The sequence below is a fragment of the Campylobacter sp. RM12640 genome (assembly GCF_020137595.1).
Classification (GTDB): Bacteria; Campylobacterota; Campylobacteria; order Campylobacterales; family Campylobacteraceae; genus Campylobacter_E.
In genome coordinates this window covers 1-24,044 of sequence record NZ_JACGAU010000017.1, presented here as the reverse complement: position 1 = coordinate 24,044, position 24,044 = coordinate 1, and the positions used below count along the sequence as shown (strand labels likewise).

Annotated in this window: 23 protein-coding genes; 16 read left to right on the top strand and 7 right to left on the bottom strand. The window is 28.2% G+C overall.

The window, feature by feature from the left end; genetic code table 11:
* Nucleotides 1-531, bottom strand: coding sequence for a LolA-like outer membrane lipoprotein chaperone (lolA, locus tag AVBRAN12640_RS07200; protein ID WP_214118404.1), 531 nt, complete (start codon nt 529-531; stop codon nt 1-3).
* Between the two features lie 81 nt (nt 532-612).
* Between lolA and secA the strand changes: the two genes are divergently transcribed.
* A complete protein-coding gene (gene secA / locus AVBRAN12640_RS07195; RefSeq protein WP_214120336.1) occupies nt 613-3,114 on the top strand; it encodes a preprotein translocase subunit SecA in 2,502 nt (833 codons plus the stop codon).
* Complete coding sequence (locus AVBRAN12640_RS07190) at nt 3,111-3,872, top strand: glycosyltransferase family 25 protein (protein ID WP_214118400.1); 762 nt, start codon at nt 3,111-3,113, stop codon at nt 3,870-3,872. The genes secA and AVBRAN12640_RS07190 overlap by 4 nt, the downstream gene beginning before the upstream one ends.
* Nucleotide 3,873: 1 nt before the next feature.
* Here the strand turns inward: AVBRAN12640_RS07190 and AVBRAN12640_RS07185 are convergent, their stop codons facing one another.
* Nucleotides 3,874-5,742 (bottom strand): DUF1561 family protein, encoded by a 1,869-nt coding sequence (locus tag AVBRAN12640_RS07185; RefSeq protein WP_336608829.1) that lies wholly within the window; start codon nt 5,740-5,742, stop codon nt 3,874-3,876.
* Between the two features lie 51 nt (nt 5,743-5,793).
* On the opposite strand from AVBRAN12640_RS07185, the gene AVBRAN12640_RS07180 reads away from it, so the two are divergent.
* Nucleotides 5,794-6,339 carry a gamma carbonic anhydrase family protein gene (locus AVBRAN12640_RS07180; protein WP_214118397.1) on the top strand — a complete coding sequence of 182 codons (546 nt, stop codon included), beginning with the start codon at nt 5,794-5,796 and terminating at the stop codon, nt 6,337-6,339.
* Between the two features lie 11 nt (nt 6,340-6,350).
* Here the strand turns inward: AVBRAN12640_RS07180 and AVBRAN12640_RS07175 are convergent, their stop codons facing one another.
* The 5 genes from AVBRAN12640_RS07175 to uvrB all read right to left on the bottom strand — a co-directional run bounded on the left by AVBRAN12640_RS07175 (nt 6,351) and on the right by uvrB (nt 12,083).
* Nucleotides 6,351-7,130: an ATP-grasp domain-containing protein gene (locus tag AVBRAN12640_RS07175; protein ID WP_336608830.1), complete on the bottom strand. Its 780-nt coding sequence runs from the start codon at nt 7,128-7,130 to the stop codon at nt 6,351-6,353.
* Nucleotides 7,127-7,888: an ABC transporter ATP-binding protein gene (locus tag AVBRAN12640_RS07170; protein ID WP_214120341.1), complete on the bottom strand. Its 762-nt coding sequence runs from the start codon at nt 7,886-7,888 to the stop codon at nt 7,127-7,129. Before AVBRAN12640_RS07170 ends, AVBRAN12640_RS07175 begins: the two co-directional genes overlap by 4 nt.
* Nucleotides 7,882-8,931, bottom strand: a complete 1,050-nt coding sequence (locus AVBRAN12640_RS07165; protein WP_214118390.1) for a FecCD family ABC transporter permease — start codon at nt 8,929-8,931, stop codon at nt 7,882-7,884. The genes AVBRAN12640_RS07170 and AVBRAN12640_RS07165 overlap by 7 nt, the downstream gene beginning before the upstream one ends.
* 6 nt (nt 8,932-8,937) lie before the next feature.
* Nucleotides 8,938-10,038 (bottom strand): ABC transporter substrate-binding protein, encoded by a 1,101-nt coding sequence (locus AVBRAN12640_RS07160; RefSeq protein WP_336608831.1) that lies wholly within the window; start codon nt 10,036-10,038, stop codon nt 8,938-8,940.
* Between the two features lie 77 nt (nt 10,039-10,115).
* Nucleotides 10,116-12,083, bottom strand: a complete 1,968-nt coding sequence (gene uvrB / locus AVBRAN12640_RS07155) for an excinuclease ABC subunit UvrB (RefSeq protein WP_336608832.1) — start codon at nt 12,081-12,083, stop codon at nt 10,116-10,118.
* Nucleotides 12,084-12,169: 86 nt separating this feature from the next.
* Here uvrB and AVBRAN12640_RS07150 point away from each other — a divergent pair, with 86 nt between their 5' ends.
* From AVBRAN12640_RS07150 to AVBRAN12640_RS07090, 13 genes are all read left to right on the top strand, one after another.
* Nucleotides 12,170-12,403, top strand: a complete 234-nt coding sequence (locus AVBRAN12640_RS07150; protein ID WP_214118384.1) for a hypothetical protein — start codon at nt 12,170-12,172, stop codon at nt 12,401-12,403.
* Nucleotides 12,387-12,725 (top strand): hypothetical protein, encoded by a 339-nt coding sequence (locus tag AVBRAN12640_RS07145; RefSeq protein WP_336607486.1) that lies wholly within the window; start codon nt 12,387-12,389, stop codon nt 12,723-12,725. Before AVBRAN12640_RS07150 ends, AVBRAN12640_RS07145 begins: the two co-directional genes overlap by 17 nt.
* Complete coding sequence (locus AVBRAN12640_RS07140; protein ID WP_336607487.1) at nt 12,709-13,164, top strand: type II secretion system protein; 456 nt, start codon at nt 12,709-12,711, stop codon at nt 13,162-13,164. Before AVBRAN12640_RS07145 ends, AVBRAN12640_RS07140 begins: the two co-directional genes overlap by 17 nt.
* Before the next feature lies 1 nt (nt 13,165).
* Nucleotides 13,166-13,660: a prepilin-type N-terminal cleavage/methylation domain-containing protein gene (locus AVBRAN12640_RS07135; protein WP_336608833.1), complete on the top strand. Its 495-nt coding sequence runs from the start codon at nt 13,166-13,168 to the stop codon at nt 13,658-13,660.
* Nucleotide 13,661: 1 nt separating this feature from the next.
* The gene (locus AVBRAN12640_RS07130) at nt 13,662-14,291 is read left to right on the top strand and encodes a type II secretion system protein (protein WP_336608834.1); all 630 of its coding nucleotides are present in this window, start codon (nt 13,662-13,664) and stop codon (nt 14,289-14,291) included.
* On the top strand, nt 14,291-16,141 hold the full coding sequence (locus AVBRAN12640_RS07125) for a primosomal protein N' (RefSeq protein ID WP_336608835.1): 1,851 nt from the start codon (nt 14,291-14,293) through the stop codon (nt 16,139-16,141). Before AVBRAN12640_RS07130 ends, AVBRAN12640_RS07125 begins: the two co-directional genes overlap by 1 nt.
* A gap of 63 nt (nt 16,142-16,204) precedes the next feature.
* A complete protein-coding gene (locus tag AVBRAN12640_RS07120) occupies nt 16,205-18,757 on the top strand; it encodes a bifunctional aconitate hydratase 2/2-methylisocitrate dehydratase (RefSeq protein WP_336608836.1) in 2,553 nt (850 codons plus the stop codon).
* Nucleotides 18,758-18,881: 124 nt separating this feature from the next.
* On the top strand, nt 18,882-19,322 hold the full coding sequence (locus AVBRAN12640_RS07115; protein ID WP_214118371.1) for a copper resistance protein CopD: 441 nt from the start codon (nt 18,882-18,884) through the stop codon (nt 19,320-19,322).
* Nucleotides 19,315-19,728 carry a hypothetical protein gene (locus AVBRAN12640_RS07110; protein ID WP_214120517.1) on the top strand — a complete coding sequence of 138 codons (414 nt, stop codon included), beginning with the start codon at nt 19,315-19,317 and terminating at the stop codon, nt 19,726-19,728. Before AVBRAN12640_RS07115 ends, AVBRAN12640_RS07110 begins: the two co-directional genes overlap by 8 nt.
* Entirely contained in the window at nt 19,725-20,921 is a 1,197-nt protein-coding gene (locus tag AVBRAN12640_RS07105; RefSeq protein ID WP_214118368.1) for an MFS transporter, read from the top strand. The genes AVBRAN12640_RS07110 and AVBRAN12640_RS07105 overlap by 4 nt, the downstream gene beginning before the upstream one ends.
* Nucleotides 20,914-22,836 (top strand): hypothetical protein, encoded by a 1,923-nt coding sequence (locus tag AVBRAN12640_RS07100; protein WP_336608837.1) that lies wholly within the window; start codon nt 20,914-20,916, stop codon nt 22,834-22,836. Before AVBRAN12640_RS07105 ends, AVBRAN12640_RS07100 begins: the two co-directional genes overlap by 8 nt.
* Nucleotides 22,833-23,096, top strand: coding sequence for a FlhB-like flagellar biosynthesis protein (locus AVBRAN12640_RS07095; protein ID WP_214118364.1), 264 nt, complete (start codon nt 22,833-22,835; stop codon nt 23,094-23,096). Before AVBRAN12640_RS07100 ends, AVBRAN12640_RS07095 begins: the two co-directional genes overlap by 4 nt.
* 146 nt (nt 23,097-23,242) lie before the next feature.
* The coding region (locus tag AVBRAN12640_RS07090) for a molybdopterin-dependent oxidoreductase (protein ID WP_336608838.1) at nt 23,243-24,044 on the top strand (802 nt) is incomplete at its 3' end.

Genomic DNA, 24,044 nt, shown 5'->3' with positions numbered 1-24,044 from the left:
TCACCTTATTACATCATAATTTTTTGGAATACTATATTTAAAAATATCATCGTTTATTTTTAAATTAATTTTTGAATTTATAAAATCTATGCTTACTTGATTATCTAATTCATCTTTATAACTTATATTTGTTAAAAGATTATTAAGCACTTTTACATAATAAATTATATTATCATACTTAGCTTTATAGATTACAAAATCTTCTTTTTTTTCATATAAAGAAACATTTTTTAAAATATTTGCTAAATCAATTTGTTCTTTACTAATAATTACTTGTTCTAAGTCATCATCAATTATTACAACTTCATTTTTAGTAATATAAACTTTTTTTTCATCAGGGTTTAAGTATTGCCATAAACTTTTTTCATTTTGATAATAAAATTTACCTTCATATATTAAAGTTTTATTACTCAAATCAACTACTTTTTGAATAAAATCAGCTTCAAAACTATTGTAATTTATATTATCAATTTTAAATGCAAAAGCAAAAATTCCACAAATACAAAGCAAAAAGATTTTTTTAATAATCATTTAAATACCTTTTAAATATCCTTTTATTTATTTTAACAAATATAATTATATTCAAAAATCAAAACCAAGAGGTAAATTTAAATGTTTAAAAGTATAGCAAAATGTATATTTGGAACTCGTAATGATAGACTTCTTAAAGCCTACAAAAAAAGAGTATTAAAAATAAATTCTTTAGAAGAAAAATATCAAAAATTAAATGATGAAGAAATTAAAAGCGAATTTCAAAACCTACAAAATAAAGTGCTTGAAGACAATAATAATTTAGATTTAGTTTTAGAAGATGTATTTGCAATAGTAAGAGAAGTTAGCAAAAGAACGCTTGGAATGAGACATTATGATGTGCAATTAATAGGCGGTATGGTTTTAAATGATAAAAGCATAGCAGAAATGAAAACAGGAGAAGGAAAAACCTTAGTAGCAACCTTACCTGTGGTATTAAACGCAATGACAAAAAAAGGCGTTCATGTAGTAACAACAAATGATTATCTAGCAGCAAGAGATGCTAATGAGATGAGTGCTATATATAATTTTCTTGGTTTTAGTGTTGGTATTTTAGTAGGAAACGACCATAGAAATAGAAAAGCTGTTTATGCGTGTGATATTGTTTATGGAACTAATAGTGAATTTGGTTTTGATTATTTAAGAGATAATATGTGCTTTGATGCTGAAGATAAAGTTCAAAGGGGACATTATTTTGTAATAGTTGATGAAGTTGATAGTATTTTAATAGATGAAGCTAGAACTCCATTGATAATTTCAGGGCCAACCAATAGAACATTAGATGGCTATATAAGAGCTAATGAAGTAGCTAAGCAAATGGTTCGCGGAGTTGCACCAGATGATCCTAAAGAAAAACCTAGTGGAGATTTTATAGCAGATGAGAAAAATAGAACTATTTTAATTACAGAGCAAGGAATTTCAAAAGCAGAGAAACTATTTGGAGTTGATAATTTATATAGTCTTGATAATGCTATTTTAGCTCATCAATTAGACCAAGCTTTAAAGGCTAATAATTTATTTTTAAAAGATACTCATTATGTTGTTAAAGATGGCGAAGTAATGATTGTAGATGAATTCACAGGTCGTATTAGCGAAGGAAGACGCTTTAGCGAAGGCTTACATCAAGCACTTGAAGCTAAAGAAGGAGTTAAAATCCAAGAAGAAAGTCAAACTTTAGCAGATATTACCTACCAAAATTACTTTAGAATGTATGAAAAACTTGCTGGTATGACAGGAACAGCCCAAACTGAAGCAACTGAGTTTTCTCAAATATACAACCTTGATGTAATTACAATCCCAACTAATGTGCCTGTAATTAGAAAAGATTTAGATGATTTAATTTATAAAACTCAAGATGAGAAATTTAAAGCCGTAGTTGATGAAATAAAAAAAGCTAACGCAAAAGGACAACCTGTATTAGTTGGAACTGCAAGTATTGAAAAAAGCGAGCTTTTACATGAGTATTTGAAAAAGGCAAAAATAGCTCACAATGTATTAAATGCTAAAAATCACGCTCACGAAGCTGAAATAATCAAAGATGCAGGTAAAAAAGGAGCAGTTACTATTGCAACTAATATGGCTGGTCGTGGTGTTGATATAAAAATTACTGATGAGATTAGAGAATTAGGTGGCTTATATATAATAGGAACTGAAAGACACGAAAGCCGTAGAATTGATAATCAATTGCGTGGTCGTGCTGGAAGACAAGGTGATCCTGGTGTTAGTAGATTTTATTTAAGTCTTGAAGATAATTTATTAAGAATTTTTGGTGGAGATAAGCTAAAAGCAATTTTTACTAGATTAAAAATCGCTGAAGGTGAAAGCATAGAAAGCTCACTTGTAACTCGTGCAGTAGCAAGTGCTCAAAAAAAGGTAGAAAATCTTCATTTTGAAAGTAGAAAACATATACTTGAATATGATGATGTAGCAAACGAACAAAGAAAAACTATATATAAATATAGAAATGAATTGCTAGATACAAATTATGATATTGAGACAAAAGTTGAGCAAAATATAGCTGAATATGTGGATTATTTAATTCATAATTTAAATGATTTAAGTGCTGAAAATTTAGTAGAATTATTCAAAAATGAAATTAATTTGGAGCTAGATTTAGAATTATTAAAAACTTTAAACACAGAAGAAAGCAGAAGTGTTATTATTGATGCAATAACTACTATGTTAAAAGTTAAATTTAGCATAGTTCCTGATAGTGAAAAGGAAAGAATTGAAAAATTATTATATCTACAAGTTTTAGATGGTGCTTGGAGAGAGCATTTGTATCAAATGGATATTTTAAAAACAGGTATTGGTCTTCGTGGATATAATCAAAAAGACCCATTAGTAGAATATAAAAGAGAAAGTTATAATTTATTTATGGAGCTAGTTGAAAGAATTAAAAGTGAAAGTATAAAAGTATTACTAATAATTCAACTAAGAATGCCTGAAACTAATGAAGAAATTCAAGAAATTGAAAAACCTATCAAAAAGCAATCAAGAAATGAACCTTGTGCTTGTGGTAGTGGTAAGAAATATAAAGATTGTTGTGGCAAAAGCGGGCCACAAAAAGGCGTATTTGCTTGAAATTCTTTATAATTAATCTTGAGCAAGATATAGAAAAAAGACAAAAAATAACAGCCCTTTGCGAAAGCTTAGGGCTTAATTATGAAATAATTAAAGCTGTATATGGCAAAGCGTTGAGTGAAGATGAAATAAAAAACAACGTAGCTTCAGTTGAAATTCAATTAAAATATCTTAGAAAACCATTAAATTTAGGCGAAATAGGCTGTGCTATGAGCCATAGATTATGTTATCAAAAAATTATAGAGCAAAATCTAGAAGACGCAATTATTTTAGAAGATGATGCAGTATTTGATAAGAATTTATTAGAATTTTTAAAATATAAAAATGAATTTCCAAAAAATACTGATTTAATATTGTTAGGACATTATTGGCAACAATATAGAGATGATGGTTATATTATCAATACACCTTATTCTTTAAAATTTAATCATAAAATAAAAAACTGGAATATAAGAAAGATAATTGGAAGAGGCAACGGAACTCATGGATATTATATAACAAAAAAAGGAGCTGAAAAATTATTCAACGAAACAAAAAAAATATATATGGCCGCAGATCATTACACATCTAATACATTATTATTTAATACTTATGCTGTGTATCCGATATTAATTAATGTAGATATTAATTTTCAAAGCTCAATAAATGAAAATGCTAATTTGAAAAGACGTTCTAAATTTGGCAAAATTATCAAAACAATTAAACAAAAAATTATATATTTTATCCCGTCTTTAAAAAAGCCAAGAGATTATGTTTAGCTTAATTGCTAAACATAAAATCAATTTCCATTAATTCACATCTTCCATTATTGCAAGTATTTGCATTATTTGGATTTAAGAAATTACCATTACCCCTTCTAAAACTACCATCTCCGGTGCAATCAAACTGATTTAAGTATTCTCCTAATACATTATCTCTATTTCCAACTAAACCAATTAAAGTTAATGCCTCTATTTGATATCTTCCATTTGCCGTAACAGAAAGCTCTAAGCTTCTTAAATTATTAGCAGGTCTTACTAATTCTAAATATTCTTCTTCGCTTATATTTTCATTATTTGTTGGAATTACCACAACCCCGTGATTTGTAATAACTATAGGAATAGCGTGAGCTCTACCATTGCTAAGGCTTACTAAAGCTATATATAAAGAACCAGCAGGAGAACGAGTAAGTCTTATTAATTCTCTACCAATATCATCTCCAGTATAAACTGAACTTAAACTCCAATCAAATCTTGGCAATATATTTCTAGTTAAAGCCCAAATCGCCCTAACTCCTCTATGATAAATTGGCTCTCCGAATACCAACTCATTTCCCCAAAAGTTAAAAGCTCCTTGCATTAGATTATATAATGCTGGATTTCTTCTTTGAAAAGATATAAAAGGACTTCTATGCTCGCTATAATCAAATAAATAACCATTATTATCAAGTGCTAAATCAGGATTATATGGATATACTTGAGTTAATAAAGATACTATTTCAAAAGTTTGCAGCATACAAATTCCACAAATTCCACTAGCATCATTACTACTATCACTTGTTCTTGTTATCGCATAAAGTCTTCTTATCCAATTATCATCTAAAACATTAAAATTAGCTAAGTTAAAGAAATTTAAATCTCTTTTTACTCTTCTTTCATTTCCACATTTGTGCGAATTAAATCCCGCATTTCTATAATTAAAATTCCATAAATCATACACACTACTATCAAAGAAAAATTGAGTATTCTTTAATGAACTTCCCGCAAGATTAATTTTATAATAATCTTTTGTAACAACAAATAATCTTCCTAAATCACTACCCCTTGCAACTTCTAAAATATTATTTTTATTATCCACTATAAAAGAACCATCAAATAGATTTAAATTCCAATAAAAATCATTCTCTCTATCTTCAAAATTACATTTCTCAAATCTTAAATAACTAGCATTTAAATTAGATAAATTGGTCTTTAAACATTCAAAATTACCATTGTTATATAAAGCAATTTTACCTGAACTAAAATCATAATAAAAATTAGTTGGATTATTTTTATTTGCATTATTTTTACCCAAATAATACTTAGTTCTAACTCCACTTGTTCTATTTTCTACATAAAAATATATTGGTGTTTTTAAAGCATAATTTACAGGTGGCGCAATAGCTTCAAGCCATTCTTTCATAACACCTTCAAAAATTTTTATTTTATTACCAAAATTATTTTTAGTAGCCACTAATAAAAAGTTTTTTTCTGTAATTTTCATATTTGAAAATGCTTTTAAGCTAAAAGCATCGTTATTAATATCAAACCATTGAGATTTATCGTTTAATACACAAGGGCGAAGTTCTACATAATCACTCCCCATCTTGCCATTTTTCATTCTATCCCCAAGCGACGCACAAACCCAGCTATCATTATATCTAAAAGCAAGTCTTTTATATACATCATATCTTGTGATACTTGAGTTCTTACAATCTTGCATACCTACTAGCAATCTTCCATCAGCTAACTTAGGACTAAGACAAAATAATTTTCCATCGTGTGATTGAACAAATAGTCTTGAATCTTGAATTTTATCAGCCTTATGTTGAGTAATAGAATCAGCAAAAAGTATTATATTTAATAAAAATACAACTAATATTTTCTTCATATTTTCTCCTTTTTTATATTATATAATAAAAATTATTATTAAGGAAAGCAAATGTTAGTTAAATACGATAGTTTTTATCCTAATTTAAATAAATCAGTTTTTGTAGCAAATGGAGCTAAAATCATTGGAGATACTACAATTGATGAATATTCATCAATATGGTTTAATGCAGTTATTCGTGCAGATGTAGCTAATATAAAAATAGGAAAATACACAAATATCCAAGATAATTCTACAATTCATGTAGCAAGAGCTTTATATGATGAACTAGGAGTTGAGATTAGCCCTAAAACACCTTGCATAATAAAGGATTTTGTAACCATTGGACATAACTCTATAATCCACGCTTGCACGATAAATTCTAATGTATTAGTAGGAATGGGAAGTGTGATTATGGATGGAGCAGTTATTAATGAAAACTCAATAATAGGTGCAAATTCATTAGTAACCAAAAATAAAGTTTTTCCACCAAATTCATTAATTCAAGGAAGTCCTGCAAAAGTTGTTAGAGAATTAAGCAATGAAGAAATAAAAGCTATTAAAAACCAAGCTTTAGAGTATGCAGAAGTTAGTAAAAAATATCTAGAAAATTCTTAAAATCAAATTCCTTAAAATTTTAAGGAATTTAAATATTTTTTCATTTTATTTGCAAAAATACTTGCAAACTCTGGCTTTTTATCAAAATACAAAGCAGGTTCAATACATTCAATTTCATTTATATAAAACCTATCAGCCAAAAACACATCACACCTTGCATAAAAGCTATCTTTTGGAATATATTTGCTAGCTAAAGATATAAGCTCATCGCTTGGATTAAAATCATCTATTTTTACACCATAATTATAGTTTGCTCTAAAATCATTATTTTTAGTTCTTAAAATACTATATTGATATGCCCCTTCAAAAAATACCAAACAAGCTTCGCTATCGTGATTAATGTATTCTTGAATTAAGGCTTTATCTTTATAAAATTGTAAATTAATATCATCATTAAACCTTGCTACACCATTTCCGCTTTGACCTATTAAGGGTTTTATGATTTGATTTGGCTTTAATTTTATATCTTTAATATCTACAATATTAGATTTTACAGCGTCTTTTATATCTAGTAAATATGATTTATCTAAGTTTTTTCTAATTAATTTTGTATTATTTATCAAAATAATATTATTTAACTCACAAAAATCTAAAAATCTCAAAAACTCATCTACTTTAAGAGAATAATCCCAAACACCAAGTGGCAAAATAACACAATCTTTTAAATTCTCATACTCTTGCCACACAAAAAACTCACACTCAAAACCCAAGCTCAAAAACTCATTTTTAAGTATTCTAAGACCTATAGAGCCCTCTTTATAAATATCTTGCATTGCTATATAAATTTTCATTTTGTTCCTAAAAGTGATATTAAAGGCTTATTTTCATCAGCTAAAACATTTACATTTACATCATATAAATCTTTTAACATTTGCTTTGTGATAATGTCATTTGCTAAACCTTTTTGATAAACTAAATTTTTATGTAAAACTATAAGCTCATCGCAAAACCTTGAAGCTAAATTTAAATCGTGCAAAACAACAATACTAATTAAGTTTTTAGTATAAGTTTGCTCCTTTAAAGCTTCAAGCAATAAGCATTGATAATGCAAATCTAAAGCACTCACAGGCTCATCAAGTAATAATACTTTTGGCTCTTTTGCTAACACTTGAGCAAAACTTATCATCTGCCTTTGTCCGCCTGAAAGTGCGTTTATATTTTTATTAGCTAAATGATTAATATTTAAACCCTTCATTATATTCAATGCAAATTCTAATTCTTCATCTTTTATAAAAAGCCCTAATTTTTTTAATTTTCCAAGCAAAACTACTTCTAAAGCACTAAGATTTGCATTAGAATTAAAATCTTGCAACATATAAGCAATATTGTTTTGCCAAGATTTATAAGTTTTTTTATTTAAAATAAAATCATCTAAACTAATTTTTCCATCTGCTTTTACTCTGCCAAAAATTGCATCTAAAAGCGAACTTTTACCAGCACCATTTGCACCTATTATTGCATATATTTTTCCATTTTCAAATTCTAAATTGATTTTATCTAATATTAAATTATTAGCTCTTTTAACATTTACATCTTTTAAGATTAGCATACCCTTCTCCTACTATAAACTATAAAAAAGAAAAATGGCACTCCAACAAAAGAAGTAACAATTCCAATAGGAAATAAAGTCCCTATTACTATAATCTTTGAAATCACAGAAGAAAAACTTAAAAATACAGCACCAATTAACATAGATGTAAACATATAAAATCTTTGGTCTTCTCCTACAAGCATTCTAGCTATATAAGGAGATACAAGCCCAATAAATCCAATAACTCCTACAAAAGAAATAGCCGTTGCGCTCATAATTGATACAATTAGCAATGCTTTAAATCTAAGATAAGATAAATTAACGCCCAAAACTTCAGCCCTATTTTCACCTAATCTAAAAGCACACAACGCCCAACTATCCTTTATAAGTAAAATAACACAAATAATTGTAACCACTCCAACTATAATTACATTAGTCCAATTTGATTTTTGAAGTGAGCCAAAAAGCCAAAAAACAATTTGTTGAGAAATTTCAGGCGCACTTATGTATTGAACTAAGGATAATAATGATTGAAATAAAAATAAAAGCGCAATACCTACTAAAATTAACATTTCAGAACTAAAAGCTCTTGATTTTGCAAACAAAAACAAAACACTAGAACAAACCATAGTCATAGTAAATGCACCAAGTGGAACAGCAAAATAAAGACTAATTCCTGCAAATCCAAATGCAATCACAAGTGAAGCTCCAAAACCAGCCGCAGCAGCTAGTCCTAAAGTATATGGACTTGCCATAGGATTGTTAAGTAAAGTTTGAATTAATGCTCCACCATAACCTAAAGCAGCACCCACAACTAAAGCCATAACAGCCATAGGTAATCTTAATGAATGTGTAATTATATACGATGTATTATCAACTTCAATATCAATAAAAAACGCTTTTAAAATTGATTTTACAACTTCAATAGGACTTATCATAGATGGGCCTACAGCTATATCACACACAAAACCCAAAATACCCAAAAATATAAAAAATACAATAATTACAAATTTTTTTCGCTCATATTTTCTATGAGCAATTATTTCTTTACTTAAATTCATCTTTTATCACTTAGCTTGGATACCAAAAGAACCTGTTGGAATTATCGGAAGATATTTTTTATGATAATCAATATAAGTTTTAATAGGGTCTATATCTTTGAATAAATCAGGATATAAAGCTTTAGCAATAAATTGCACCATAGAAGCATCAACTAGTGTTCTACTAGCTCCTTGATATACTGCAAAAAGTCTATTATCTTTTATAGCTGGCAAACTATCCCAACCTGCTCTAGTTTTAAAACCATTTAGCCTTTTATTTGCTTCTTCTTCACTAATTCCAATACCCATTACCATAGCTTCTGGATTTTTCTTAAGTTCAGTTTCACGACCTGCAATTATTATTACATCAGGCTTACTTGCTAAAACTTCTTCAGGATGAATTGGCATCCATTTTTCTACAAGTGGTGCTGCTATATTATCCCCACCTGCAAGGTCAATTAAAGCACCCCACATATCTTTACCAAAAGTATAACTATGCTCTTTTGGACCAAGATTTCCAAATTCTATATAAATTTTTGGCTTTTTAAGATTTGCTTTTTTAATTCTTTCTTGCACATCATCAATTATGCCTTTATAAAAACTTATAAGCTCATTTGCTCTTGCTTCGTTATTTGTAATTTTTCCTATAACTTCGGTGCTTCTTATGTGTCTTTCAACACTTTCGCGGTTGTAATCAAGTATTACAATAGGAATATTTGCTTTATTAATTGGTTCAAGCTGATCTTTTATCATCTCATATTGCCAATCAGCCAATACTAATAAATCAGGTTTTAAAGATAATACCTTTTCAACTGAAAATGTACTTAGCTCAACTTCTCCAACATCAGCTATATTATTTAACTCCGGTAAGACTTTAATATAAGCGTCCCAGCTAGCAGGAGTCCAACCAGTCCAAACTTCCTTAGAAAATCCTACTACATTTTTCAAAGCGTCCTTACCACCAACTGCTAAAAAGTCAGTATAGTAAAATCCAAGAACTATTCTTTTAGCAGGTAAATCAACCTTAACTTCTCTATCTAAAACATCTTTAATTACTTCTACTTTAGCATTAGCACCAACACATAAAACACTCGCCACAACTAAGCTTTTTAATAAGCCTTTAAACATTAGTTCTCCTTAATAATGATAATAAGAACTAATATTTTAAATAAAAAATATTAATAATAATTATTAATTTTAAAATTTTAAATACTTCTTAGTTTTTTAATCTCATCTCTATAAAACGCTGCTTGTTCAAAATCAAGCTCTTTTGCTGCTAGGTGCATTTTTTCTCTTAATTCATTTACTAATTTTGCTCGCTCATTTGCTGGCATTTTTTCTATTTTTGATTTTTTTATAGAAACATTATCTTCGTTTTGTTTTAAAGTCTTTTCTAATTTTCGCTCAACACTTCTTGGAGTAATTTTGTGCAATTTATTATAAGCTTGTTGCAAGCTTCTTCGCTCACTCGTAATATCTATTGCTTCTTGCATTGATTTTGTGATTTTTTTAGCATATAAAATTACTTTTCCATTGACATTTCTAGCTGCTCTTCCCATTGTTTGAATTAAGCTCGTAGTTGAGCGTAAAAAGCCTTCCTTATCAGCGTCTAAAATAGCTATAAGACTAACTTCAGGTAAGTCAAGTCCTTCACGAAGCAAGTTAATTCCAATTAGCACATCAAAATCTGCATTTCTAAGACCAATTATTAATTCATTTCGCTCAATTGCATCAATATCTGAATGCATATATTTACATTTGATACCTAATTCTGTGTAGTATCTTTGCAATTCTTCTGCCATTTTTTTTGTAAGTGTTGTGATTAATACACGCTCATTTCTAGCAATCACCTTTTTAATCTCATCATATAAATGCTCTATTTGGTTTTCGCTATCAATTATGCTAATTTCAGGGTCAAGCAGTCCTGTTGGACGCATAATTTGCTGATAAACACACTCTCCACTAAGCTCAAGCTCTAATTCAGCAGGGGTTGCACTCACAAATAAAAAAAAGCAATCTTTATTAATAAATTCATCAAATTGTAATGGTCTATTATCTAAAGCGCTTGGCAATCTAAAGCCGTATTCAACTAGCACTTCCTTTCTAGCTCTATCTCCTGCAAACATTCCCCTAAATTGTGGCAAACTAACATGACTTTCATCTACAATTACTAAAAATGGCTTTTGTTTTATTTTAAAATAATCAAATAAAGTATAAGGAGTTTCTCCTGCATTAAGCCCACTTAAATGTCTTGAATAATTTTCTATTCCTTTAGTCATTCCTGTAGTTTCTAGCATTTCTAAATCAAATTCAACTCGCTGTTCTAAGCGTTGTGCTTCTAATAATTTGCCTTGTTTTTTAAAATATTCTAATCTTTCATCAAGCTCATCTTTAATATCCCTACAAGCTCTTTTAAGAGTTGGAGTAGCGACTATAAATTGATTTGCAGCATAAAGTGTGAATTTATTTAAATCTTTTATTTTTTTATTATCAAAAGTATTAAAAGTATAAATTTTTTCTAATTCATCATCAAAAAATTCTAAGCGAATTGCATCATCTTCATAATAAGCTGGATAAATATCTATAATATCCCCATTTACACGGAAATTCCCCCTATCAAAAAACGCATCATTTCTACTATATCCCATAGCTACTAAATGAAGTAATAATTCTTTTTGTTTATAACATTTGCCTACTTCAAAAAACTCTACCATGTCAATATATTCAGCAGGATTTCCTAATCCATAATTAGCACTTACACTTGCAATACAAACGCAATCATCGTATGCTAAAAGCGAAGCAGTTGAGCTTAAACGAAGCCTTTCTAAATCATTATTAACCGAGCTATCTTTTTCTATAAATGTATCAGTTCTAGGAATATAAGCTTCAGGTTGATAATAATCATAATAACTTATGAAATACTCCACATGATTATTCGCAAAAAAGCCTTTAAATTCGCTATAAAGCTGAGCGCAAAGTGATTTATTATGGCTCATTATTAAAGTAGGCATTTTAAGTTCATTGATCACATTTGCCATTGTAAAGGTTTTACCCGAGCCTGTAACTCCTAAAAGAGTTTGATATTTTTGTCCATTTTTTACACCATTTACAATTTTTTCTATTGCTTGTGCTTGGTCAGGTGATGGTTTATAATTACTAATTAACTCAAACATTTTAATCCTAAAAAATAATTTTTATTATTATATTAACTATAAATAATTAAAATCACAGCTTTAAAATTTGATTAAGGATAAACAAAATGAGCGATAACATAACAAGCACACTAAGTAATAAAATAGTAGAATTAATGGAAAAATATAAATATTTAGTAAGCGAAAACGAAAGACTTATGAATGAATTAACTCAAGCAAAAGCTAAATGTGAAGCACAATCATATGAAATTAGTAAATTAGAAGAAGAGTTATTAAATAAAAATTTAATTGAAGAAGAAACCTTAAAAGCAATAGAGCAAGTGCTTGGAAACAACAACTAAATTTACGATAACCTTAGGAGCTAGGGGCTATAATTTTAATGTTCCATCTAAAGAATTTTTAGCTTATTTAAATGATGATATAAATAAGCTAAAAAATCCTACAAAAAATATAGAAATACCACAATTTATTAATTTATATCTTAAAAAAAGTTACTCACACTTTCAATTAGTGCAAGAATTTGAAAAAATACAAGAAGAGAATTTAAAACTTAAAGAAGAAAATGTAAATCTTAAATCAGAATTGCAAAGACAAAAAGAAGATTTAATAAATATTATAAATATTCTTAACAATAAAGGAAAAATAGATGAAAAAAGCATTTAGTATGATAGAAATGATTTTTGCTATTGCTGTTATAGGAATATTAGCAGGAATTGCAATTCCTAAAATGATGGCTAATAAAGACACAGCACATATAGTGCAATTAAAAGAGCAAGTTGAAGCTATTAGAAAAGGTATTGAAGCCTACGCTGGAAATACTTATGTAGAAAAAGGCTTCAAAGAATATCCTGCAAAATTATGCAGTAGTGGTTGTAAGGGTGCTCCTGCTTTTGCTGATGAGGTAGCAAAAGGAATTAATAGAAGAGCTACTAATTCAATAGGCTGGGATAATGCTGATGATGATTTATTATTTGTTACAAAACCTAAAGAAAAAGCAGCAGTATTTTTTAAATACGATGCAAGCGATGGAAGCTTTAAATGTGATAAAAGCAAGGTCTTAAGCGGTTGGAAAGCAGAAGATTGCTCTATAATAGGAGAATAATATGAAAAAAGCTATGAGTATGATGGAAATTATATTTGTAATAGTGATTATTGGTATATTAGCTGGCGTTGCTATTCCTAAATTATTTGCAGGTCGTGATGATGCACAAATATTAAAATTAAAAGAAACACTAGCTTTAATTCGTTCAGGCATAGAACAATATAAGCAAAACAGCCTTTATACAGATGGCACTTCAAAATATCCAGATGGCTTATGCTTAGACGCTAAGCGTGATAAAGGCACAACATGCCAAAATAATATGAAAAATAGCAATAGTTTTTTTGCAGCAGTATTAAAAAACCCTGTTACTTTTGGGTCTAAGCAAGGTAGTTGGGATGGTTGGACTAATAAAGTTGTAAATGAAACTTTTATTTATTATGCTGATAATAATAAAAATGGCTATGTATTTGAATACGATAAAAATAAAGGAACTTTTAAATGCCTTAATTCGTATCCAGGCGCAAAAGTTTTACCTTGTAAAAAATTAGGCGAGTAAAATGCTAGTAAATAAAAAAGCCTTTACTATGATAGAGCTAATATTTGCGATAGTTATTATCGGGATATTATCGGCTGTAGCTTTACCTAATTTTTTTGATTTAAAATTTAAATCTGATATAGCTAGCTTAAAATCAGAAATTGAAGGTATTAATGGCAAAATTAACGCTCAACTACTAAAAAATGTAATGATAGGGAAAGTGTCAAGCTATGATAATCTAGATAATTTAAATTCATCTGGAAAACCAATTGAACCTACTAAAATTTTTACAGCTTTATTTAAAGATGGCTTAGATAGAGGAGATGAGAATAAAGGTTGGCTTTTTTTAGCAAGAACAACGGCTACAAGCAATGCAACATATTCTGCATGGACTGATTTATACAACCCAGCTTATCAAGCAGATAAAGATTTTCAAGATTACTTAGATAAAGAAAAGAAAGATAATAATCTTATAAAAGATGAGAAAATGGAACTATATAGATACACATTTAATTCTAATGTATATTATAAATTTATTTATAGAAGTATAAAATCAGAATTAATATGTGTAGAAGCAGTATGTAATAAATGTAATAGTAAAAGAATTGATTCAATTAATAATATGATTCCTTGTATCAAAAAAGCTTCTTAATGAATTATTATAAAGTAGCGATTTTAGGACATAATTTAGAAACTTTAACCTATGAAAGTGATGAAGAAATTAAACCATTTTCAAAGGTTGAAGTAAAATTACATAATAAAAATTGTCTTGCAATTGTTATTAATAAATGTGAAAAGCCAACTTTTAACACCAAACAAATAATAAGTATTTTCAATGAATTTCTAACTGATAATCAAATGAAATTAGCAGAATTTATGAGTAAATATTACGCTGCTAATATATCTTTATGTCTTGATAGTTTTATACTAAGCAAAAATATATCTAATACTAAAAACAATTTGAATATAGATATAAATTTAAAACTAAATGAAAAACAACTTTTGTGTCTAAATAGTTTACAAAATAATAAAATGAATTTGGTTTTTGGAGATACAGGAAGTGGAAAAACTGAAATATATGCAAAATTAATTCAAGAATGCCTTAATGAAGGAAAACAAGCATTGTTTTTAATGCCAGAAATCAGCCTAACTCCACAAATGCAAAAAAGAATGAAAGTATATTTTAAAGATTTATTCATTACTTGGCATAGCAAAATTACTAAGGCTAAAAAACAAAAAGATTTAATAGAATTTGAATTAGGAAATAAGCCTTTAGTAATTGGTGCAAGGTCGGCACTTTTTTTACCTTTTAGTAATTTAGGATTAATTATCGTAGATGAAGAACACGATAATTCGTATAAATCTTCAAAATATCCATGTTATAACGCAAGAGATTTGGCAATTTATCTAGCAAGTATTACAAATGCAAAAATCATTTTAGGCTCTGCAACACCAAGCCTTCAAAGTTTTTATAATCAAAATATAAATAAATTTAGATTAAAAGGCACATATTTTCAAAGCGAAAAAGAAATTCTTTTTGACGATAGTCTTGAGACACCTAGCTCTAATTTACTTGATTTATTAGAAGATAATTTAAATAAAAAAGAGCAAAGTATGATATTTTTGCCAGTGCGTGGTAATTATCGTCAAGTTGTATGCAAGGATTGTAATTCAAGAAAAGTTTGTCCTAATTGCTCTGTGGCAATGAGTTTACACAATAAAACATATAAATGCCATTATTGTGGTAAAAAAGAGTATTTAAAAAATACCTGTGATAACTGCGGTAGCGAAATATTAGAAAGTAAAATAATAGGAACAGCTCAATTATGCGAAGAATTAAAAAAGGCTTTACCTAATGCAAATATTGCAAAATTAGATAGCGATGAATTAAGCTCGGCAACTAAACTTAAAGAAATACTAGAAGAATTTGAATTAGGAAATATAGATATTTTAGTAGGAACTCAACTAATATCAAAAGGACACGATTATAAAAATGTTACATTTTGTGCTATTTTAGGACTTGATGAATATTTATTCTATCCTGATTATAAAGCTCGTGAAAATACACTTGCCCTTGCTATTCAAGTAGCTGGTCGTGCAGGAAGAGGCAAAAAAGCTAAAGTGTTAATAAATACTCAAAATAAAGATTTTTTTGAAAAATATTTACAAAATTATGATGAATTTTTAGAAGATGAGAAATTTTTTAGAACTAATTATCCACCATTTAAAAGACTATTAAGATTAATTATTGCATCAAAAAACGAAATAGAAGCAAGTAATTTATGTGAAGACTTGGCAAATCATTTAAAAAATAGCAAAGAAAACGATAATGATTATGAAATAATAGGCTATGGAAAATGTGCTATAGAAAAAATTAACAATAATTATAGATATTATATTTTGCTCCGTTCAAATAAAAAAATGTTACTAAGTAACCTAGCCTTGCACTACAAACAGTTACAAAAAGTAACAATTGATATAGACCCTATACATTTTTCTTGACAAAACTACTTTTTTATTATCTAAAGCATTTATAATCTTTTTAAAAATTTTAAAGGAGTTAATATGGCATTTTTAGAAGAATACCAAAAATTAGTTGAAGAGCGTGCTGCTCTTAATGTCCCTGCATTGGTTTTAAATGTAGCTCAGACAAAACAATTATGCGAGCTTTTAGAAAACAACGATAAAAATAGCGAAAAATTAAAAGATTTATTAGCTAATCGTGTTGGTGTTGGTGTTGATGATTCTGCGCTTATTAAATGTGATTTCTTAGAAAAAATACTATTTAACAATAGTAAATGCACCTGTATAAATAAATCTGAAGCAATATCAATGCTAAGCACAATGCTTGGAGGTTATAATGTAAGAGTATTACTTAAAGCTTTAGAAAACAATGAAATTGCAGAACTTGCTGCAAATGCTTTAACTAATATTATTTTCGTTCATGATGGTTTTGATAAAGTTGCTGAATTACATAAAAAGGGAAATAAATTCGCAACTAAAGTTCTAACAAGTTGGGCTAATGCAGAATGGTTTATTAAAAGACCTGAAGTAGCATCTGAAATTGAATGTATATGCTTTAAAGTAAATGGAGAAACAAATACAGATGATTTAAGTCCAGCAAGTGAAGCATTTACTAGAAGTGATATTCCTTTACACGCACAAGCAATGCTAGTTAGAAGACAACCAGGTAGTATTGAAAAAATAGAAGAACTTAAAAAATCTGGCATTCAAGTAGCTTATGTAGGTGATGTTGTAGGAACTGGCTCAAGCCGTAAATCAGCAATAAATTCAGTTCAATGGCACATAGGTGAAGATATAAAAGGAGTTCCAAATAAACGCACAGGCGGTGTGATTTTAGGACAAACTATTGCTCCAATTTTTTTCAATACCGCTCAAGATAGTGGTGCTTTACCAATAGTTTGTGATGTTACAAATCTTGAAATGGGAGATAGATTTGTTGTTGATATTGCAAACGGACAAATTAAAAAAGATGGTAAAGTTGTTTCAACTTTTGAAATAAATCCAAATACTCTTTTAGATGAAGTTCGTGCAGGTGGAAGAATTCCATTAATCGTAGGTCGTGGATTATGTGCTAAGGCTAGAGATGTTTTAGGTATGCCAAAAGAAGAAATATTTAAAAAACCATCTCAACCTGAAGTAAAAGTTAAAGGTTATACATTAGCTCAAAAAATGCTAGGTCGTGCTTGTGGTTTAGAAGGCGTTGTTCCTGGAATGTATATAGAGCCAAAAACTACAACCGTTGGTAGTCAAGATACAACAGGACCAATGACAAGAGATGAGATTAAAGAACTTGCTAGCTTAGGATTTAATGCTGATTTTGTATTACAAAGTTTTTGCCATACAGCAGCATATCCTAAGTCAAGCGATGTAACAACACACACAACATTACCACATTTTATGAGTTCAAGAGGTGGGGTTTCACTTAAACCAGGTGATGGGGTAATTCATAGTTGGCTAAATCGTTTTGCTATGCCTGATGAAGTTGGAACTGGAGCTGATTCGCATACAAGATTTCCAATAGGCATTAGTTTTCCTGCAGGTTCAGGACTTGTAGCATTTGCTGCTGTAACAGGTGCTATGCCACTTAATGTGCCTGAGAGTATTTTAGTTCGTTTTAAGGGCGAATTACAACCTGGTGTTACATTAAGAGATTTAGTAAATGCAATTCCTTATGTAGCTATAAAAGAAGGTTATTTAACGGTTGAGAAAAAAGGCAAAAAGAATATTTTTGCTGGTAAAGTTTTAGAAATTGAAGGCTTAGAAAATCTAAAAGTAGAACAAGCATTTGAATTAAGCGACGCAAGTGCTGAAAGAAGCGCAGCTGCATGTTGTGTTAATTTAAGTAAAGAAAGCATAGCTGAATATTTAAATTCTAATATAAGCTTAATTGATGCTATGATTGAAGCTGGATATGAAGATAAAAATACACTTTTAAGAAGAAAAGCTAGAATGCAAGAATGGCTTAATAATCCTACATTATTAAGAGCTGATAAAGACGCTAGTTATGAGCATATTTTTGAAATAGATTTAAATACTATAAAAGAGCCTATCCTAGCTTGTCCAAACGACCCTGATGATGTAGCAACTCTTAGTGAAGTATTAGCAGATAGCAAACGCCCACAAGATATTGATGAAGTATTTGTTGGTTCTTGTATGACAAATATAGGACATTATAGAGCTTTAGGAGAAGTTATTAAAGGTAAAGGTATGCTTAAAACTCGTCTATGGGTAGCACCTCCAACAAAAATGGATAAAGCTCAACTAACAAAAGAAGGATATTATTCAATTTATGGTGCAGCAGGTGCTAGAATTGAAGTTCCAGGATGTAGCTTATGTATGGGTAACCAAGCTCGTGTAAATGATGGAGCTGTTGTATTTAGTACAAGCACAAGAAACTTTGATAACAGAATGGGTATAGGCGCTCAAGTTTATTTAGGTAGCGCTGAATTAGCTGCTGTTTGTGCTTTACTTGGTCGCTTACCAAACCCAAGCGAATATTTAGAATTAGTAAATGATAAAATAAGCGATAGCAAAAAAGCTAATATCTACAAATATCTAAACTTCAATGAAATTGAAAACTTTAAAGTAGATTAATAATCTAGGGCATTTTGCCCTAGAACAATTTATTAATAAACTTTTATAATAATTAAGCTAAATCAATAAAACAAACAAAAAAGACAAATATAATCTCATTTAAAAATATTATGAAAGGATTTTTATGGAAAGTTTATATCCATTTGCACTTATTATTCACATTTTTTGTGCGATTATTTTTGTTGGTTATTTGTTTTTTGATGTTGTTATCTTTAGTCGTGCTAAGAAAAATCTAAGCCAAGAATTAGCACAACAAATTCAAGAAAGCATAACTAAAAGAGCTATTAAAATTATGCCAATTTGTGTGGTATTGTTAATACTTACAGGCGGTATGATGATGAGTAGATGGGTTGGTAGCGAGATTGGCTTTTTTGACACTACATTTCAGAAAATTTTTATGCTAAAAGTTGCTTTTGCAAGCTTAATTTTTATAATGGTAGCTATTAGTTTAATTTTCAAATTCGTAATCAAAAAACCAAATCCTTTAAACAAAATAATACACCCACTAGCATTAACTCTAGCTATTCTTATTGTGCTTTGTGCTAAGTTAATGTTTTATGTATAAATTAGTAATATCTTTAATATTTTTTAATATAGCTTTATGTTTATACTTTGCTAGTTTAGATGCTTTTTATAGTATCCAACTAGCATTTTATGCTAATTTAATAATTCCATTTCTAAGCTATTTAAGTCTTAAAAAATCATTACCTAAATTCCAAATTGCTAATACACCTAGATTTTTTATACAAAATACAAACCCTATTTATATACCAAAAAAAGGAATTAAAGAGAATTTTAAAGCAATTAAACATTATAAAATATTTATAAATATATATAAGTTTTTAGCCTATGTTTTTTTTATAATACTCGTATTAATATTAATTAATAATAAGCTTTTTAATATAATTGCTTTTTTTGCAAGTTCTTTTGTAATAATTTTAAACTTATTATTAGTAAGGATATTTAAATGATAAAAACAATCAACTCTTTAAGAGCATTATTATTTGCGTCTTTGCTATTGTTTGTAGGAAATTCTTTTTTACTAAGCTCAAATTCTATACTACTAAAAAATCTTGGATATGATGAATTTTATGTAGGATTAGTAAGTTCAAGCATATATTTTGGTGCATTAATTAGCACATTTTTTTCTCATAGTCTAATTCAAAAAGTAGGACATATTAGAAGTTTTGGTTTTTTTACTTCATTATTTGCTATAGCTGCAATTTTGCATATATTTACAAAAGAAATATATTTTTGGGCTATTTTAAGATTTACAATAGGATTTTCATACTATACATTATTAGTAATTATTGAATCTTGGATAAATCAAAAATCAAAAAACGAAATTCGCTCACGAATGCTTTCAATTTATGAAATAGTATTTTACTCTGGTTTTGCCATAGGAGTATTATTGTTATATTTTGAACCAGATTACAATAATGTATTTATAATAGCTGTTATAGTGATTTTATTATGTTCGTTACCGCTTAATTTATTAAAAATCAAACAACCTATCCTTAAGGAAAGGCGTAAAATAAGTATCCCAAATATTTTTAATGTATCAAAATTAGCATTTATATCAGCATTTGTTGGTGGCTTTTTAATGAATGGATTTTTTTCTATGTCTCAGACATATTTTTTAGCATTAAATTATAATATTCAAGATATATCTTTGCTAATTTTTACAGCAATGTTAGGCGGATTTATAGCACAATTATTTATAGGTAAATTTTCTGATACTTATGGTAGAAAAATAGCGATTTTATCTTGCGTAATACTTGCATTTTTTGCTAGTTTAGGGCTATATTTTTTAGCAAGTAATAAAATTGCTATATTTATTTTATGCTTTTTCCTTGGAATGGGGCTTTTTTGCGTATATGCTTTAGCACTTGCAAGGGCTAGTGATAGAGCAAAAGAAAGCTCGCAAATGCTTGAAATCGGAAGAACGCTAATGTTTGCTTATGTTTCAAGCTCTGTTTTATCTCCTATAATTTTAGGCTTTATGATAAGTAATTTTGGAGCTAATGCTTATATTTTAGTTTATATAGTTTTATTGTTTTTCTTAGCTATTTTTACTCTTACTCAACCAAAAATTGACGCTGTAAATAGAATAGAATTTGAGCAAAAACCAAGTCAATTTGTGCATTTAGGCAACGATGAATAATATAAATACGACTTTAAATTCTTTAGTAAATAGTGATTTAGGGCTAAAGCAACAAGGGAATTTAAAACCCAATGTAAAAGATACAAAAGATATTAAAGAACCCTTAAAAGAAGGTAGTTCATTAATAAACGAAGCCTTAAGCGAAGATGAAACACTAGAACTAGGTCTTAAAAAAATCGTAAATAAATTACTTGATGGAATAAAATCAAGTAAAGATTTAAACCAACTAGGCGAAAATGCAAAAAACATAAATATTTCAAAAAATATTGCTCAAGATATTAAAGAATTAAAAGCAATTTTAAGCAAGGATAAGGATTTAGAAATATTTGTAAGTAAGCTTGATAATTTATTAAATACCAAAATGCAAGATTCAAAAGCCTTATTTCAAGCTTTAAATAATTCAGGAGTATTTTTAGAGAGCAAACTAAGGGCTAATCTAAACGAACAAGCCTTACCACAAAGCTTTTTTAGGCTTATTTCATTTATGAAAAATATCAAAACAAGTGATTTAAAAAGTGAGATTTTTAAACTCGGTCAAGAGCAAATGAGTGCCGAAAAATCCCTTGAAAAATTAGAAAATTTTATAAATCAAAAATTAGAAAATAAATCAACCACTACCCCTGTTATAAAAACTTTAGAATTATTAAAAAACGCTAGAGCGTATTTGCAAAAAAATACCGAACCACTAAAACTAATTGAAGTAGCAAATAAATTAGAAGATAAAATTAATAAAGAAATAAAAAACCTAATAAATATTGAAGTTAAAAACGATAAAGTAAAAAGTATATTACCAAAATTAGCAAGTTTAAAAGCTGATATTCAAAACATAAAAAATCTAGCAAAAGAAATCATAAACAACCCATCAAATGTGCAAAATAATTATAAAATTTCAAATAATGAGAACAATATTTTAAGCAAACTTGAAAATATTAAAGAAATTCTAAAAAATAATAATGATATTTATACTAAAGATACTAATAAAATTGAAATAAAAACAACAAAAGAATTTAAAAATAAGGAAAATCAAAAAATCAATAATTTAAATTCTAAAACCACAGATGATAAAATAAAAGCCACTGAAAAACCTATAGAAAAATCAAGTGAAGATATAAAAAGTGATTTAAAAGCTTTACAAGATATAACAAAATCTCAAGATATTAAACAAGAATTAAAGTTGTTAAACAATCCAGAAATCAAACAAGCAATCAATCAAAACAATACAATAAGTTCTATTTTAAATAGCGAGAATTTGAGTTTGCAAAATAAAATTGAAAGTTTGACAAAATTACTAAGTGCTAATTTAAAAAATGAAGAAAGTTTTAAAAATTATATAAATACTCAAGAAATAAAAAGCCTAAAAACTCACTTAAATCAAGCCAAAAAAGATATAAATCAGGTTGTAACTAGAACTGCAGAACATATAAACAACTCCATTTCAAATGATGCTAAATCAATACTGCTTCAAACTTCAAAAGTAGCTTTAGCAAAAGATAATAAAATAGCCTATGATATGAGCCAAAAACTATTAAATCAAATAGAATTAAACCAAATAATATCAGTTGCAAATAATGAAGTAAATACATACCTACCCTACTCTTTAGATGATTTAGATGAATCAAATATTAGTTTTAAAAGTGATAGCGAAGATAAATTTTACGCACAAATTAAGCTAAAATTTAAAAGACTTGGAGCTATTAATATTATGCTTGGTTTAAATCAAGATAAATATTTAGATATTAATATGATGATAGAAAATGATAATTTTAGAGAAATCTTAATCAATCACGCAAGGGGTTTTAAAAAAGATTTAAGAAAAGCTGGTTTAATTACTTCTAATTTCTTTATTAGTAAATTAAGAGAGAGCAAATACGAAGATGAATATACATTAGACTTAGGATTTAATAAAAAAGTATGAGTAAGATAAGAAAAGCCCTAGCCTTAGGCTATAACAAAGATAAAAATAATGCTCCAAAAGTAATGGCAACAGGTAGCGGAGAAATTGCCGAAAGAATTATAAAATTAGCTAACGAGCATAATATTCCTATTAAAGAAGATGAAGAATTATGTGAAGTATTAAGCAAATTAGAATTAGGAGAAGAAATTCCACCTGCAATGTATAAGGCTGTTGCCGAAGTATTTTCATTCATTTATAGAATGTCAAAAGAAATGAAATGATTATTTTTTTAAATATTTATAATAATATTTAAATTAATAAATATCAAGCTTTTAAAATTATTCCATTAACTTATTTTCATATTTTAATATTATAATTTTTATATAACTTAAAAAATTAAGTTTTATTTAAACTAAAAGGAGAATTTATGGAAAAGTTATCTCGTAGAAGCTTTTTAAAAGGTGCAGCAGGAGTAGCAGCTAGTGCGTCAAGTTTAGGTGCTGTTGATTTTATTGGTGAAAATAATTTGTTGCCAAATTCCATTGAAGGAAGTATGTCTGTATCGCATTTTGGTGCTTTTCATCCTATAGTTAAAAATGGAAGATTAGAAGGGGTAATTCCATTTAAAGGAGATGAATCTCCTAGTTCAATGTTAAATGGTGTTGTAGCTAGAACCTATGCTCCAGATAGAATTAAAAACCCAAGCGTTAGAAAAAGTGTTTTAGAAAAAGGATTTGAAAAAGCTCCTAAAAGCTTAAGGGGTAAAGAAGAATTTGTTGAGATTACTTGGGAAAAAGCTTATGAATTAGTAGCTAATGAGCTTAAAAGAGTTTATGAAAAATATGGCTCTAATGCTGTTTATGGTGGCAATTATGGTTGGCACGGAGTTGGTGGTGTTGGAAATCCACAAACTTTAATATATAGAATGTTAAATATTACAGGTGGTTATACCGCTAGAGTTTTAAGCTATTCGTGTCATTGCATTGGGGCTATTACGCCACATATAGTTGGAGTAGATGAATCAGCAGCACAAGTTACTTCTTGGGATAATGTATTAGAACATTCAAAAGTAATTGTAATGTGGTCAGCAGATATTCTTACTACAAATCAAATACACCATCCAAATTGGTTTGTAGGAATGCATAGAACAAATAAATATATACAAAGATTAAAAGAACTTATTAAAGAAGGTAAAATTAGAGTTATAAATATAGACCCAGTGGTAAATC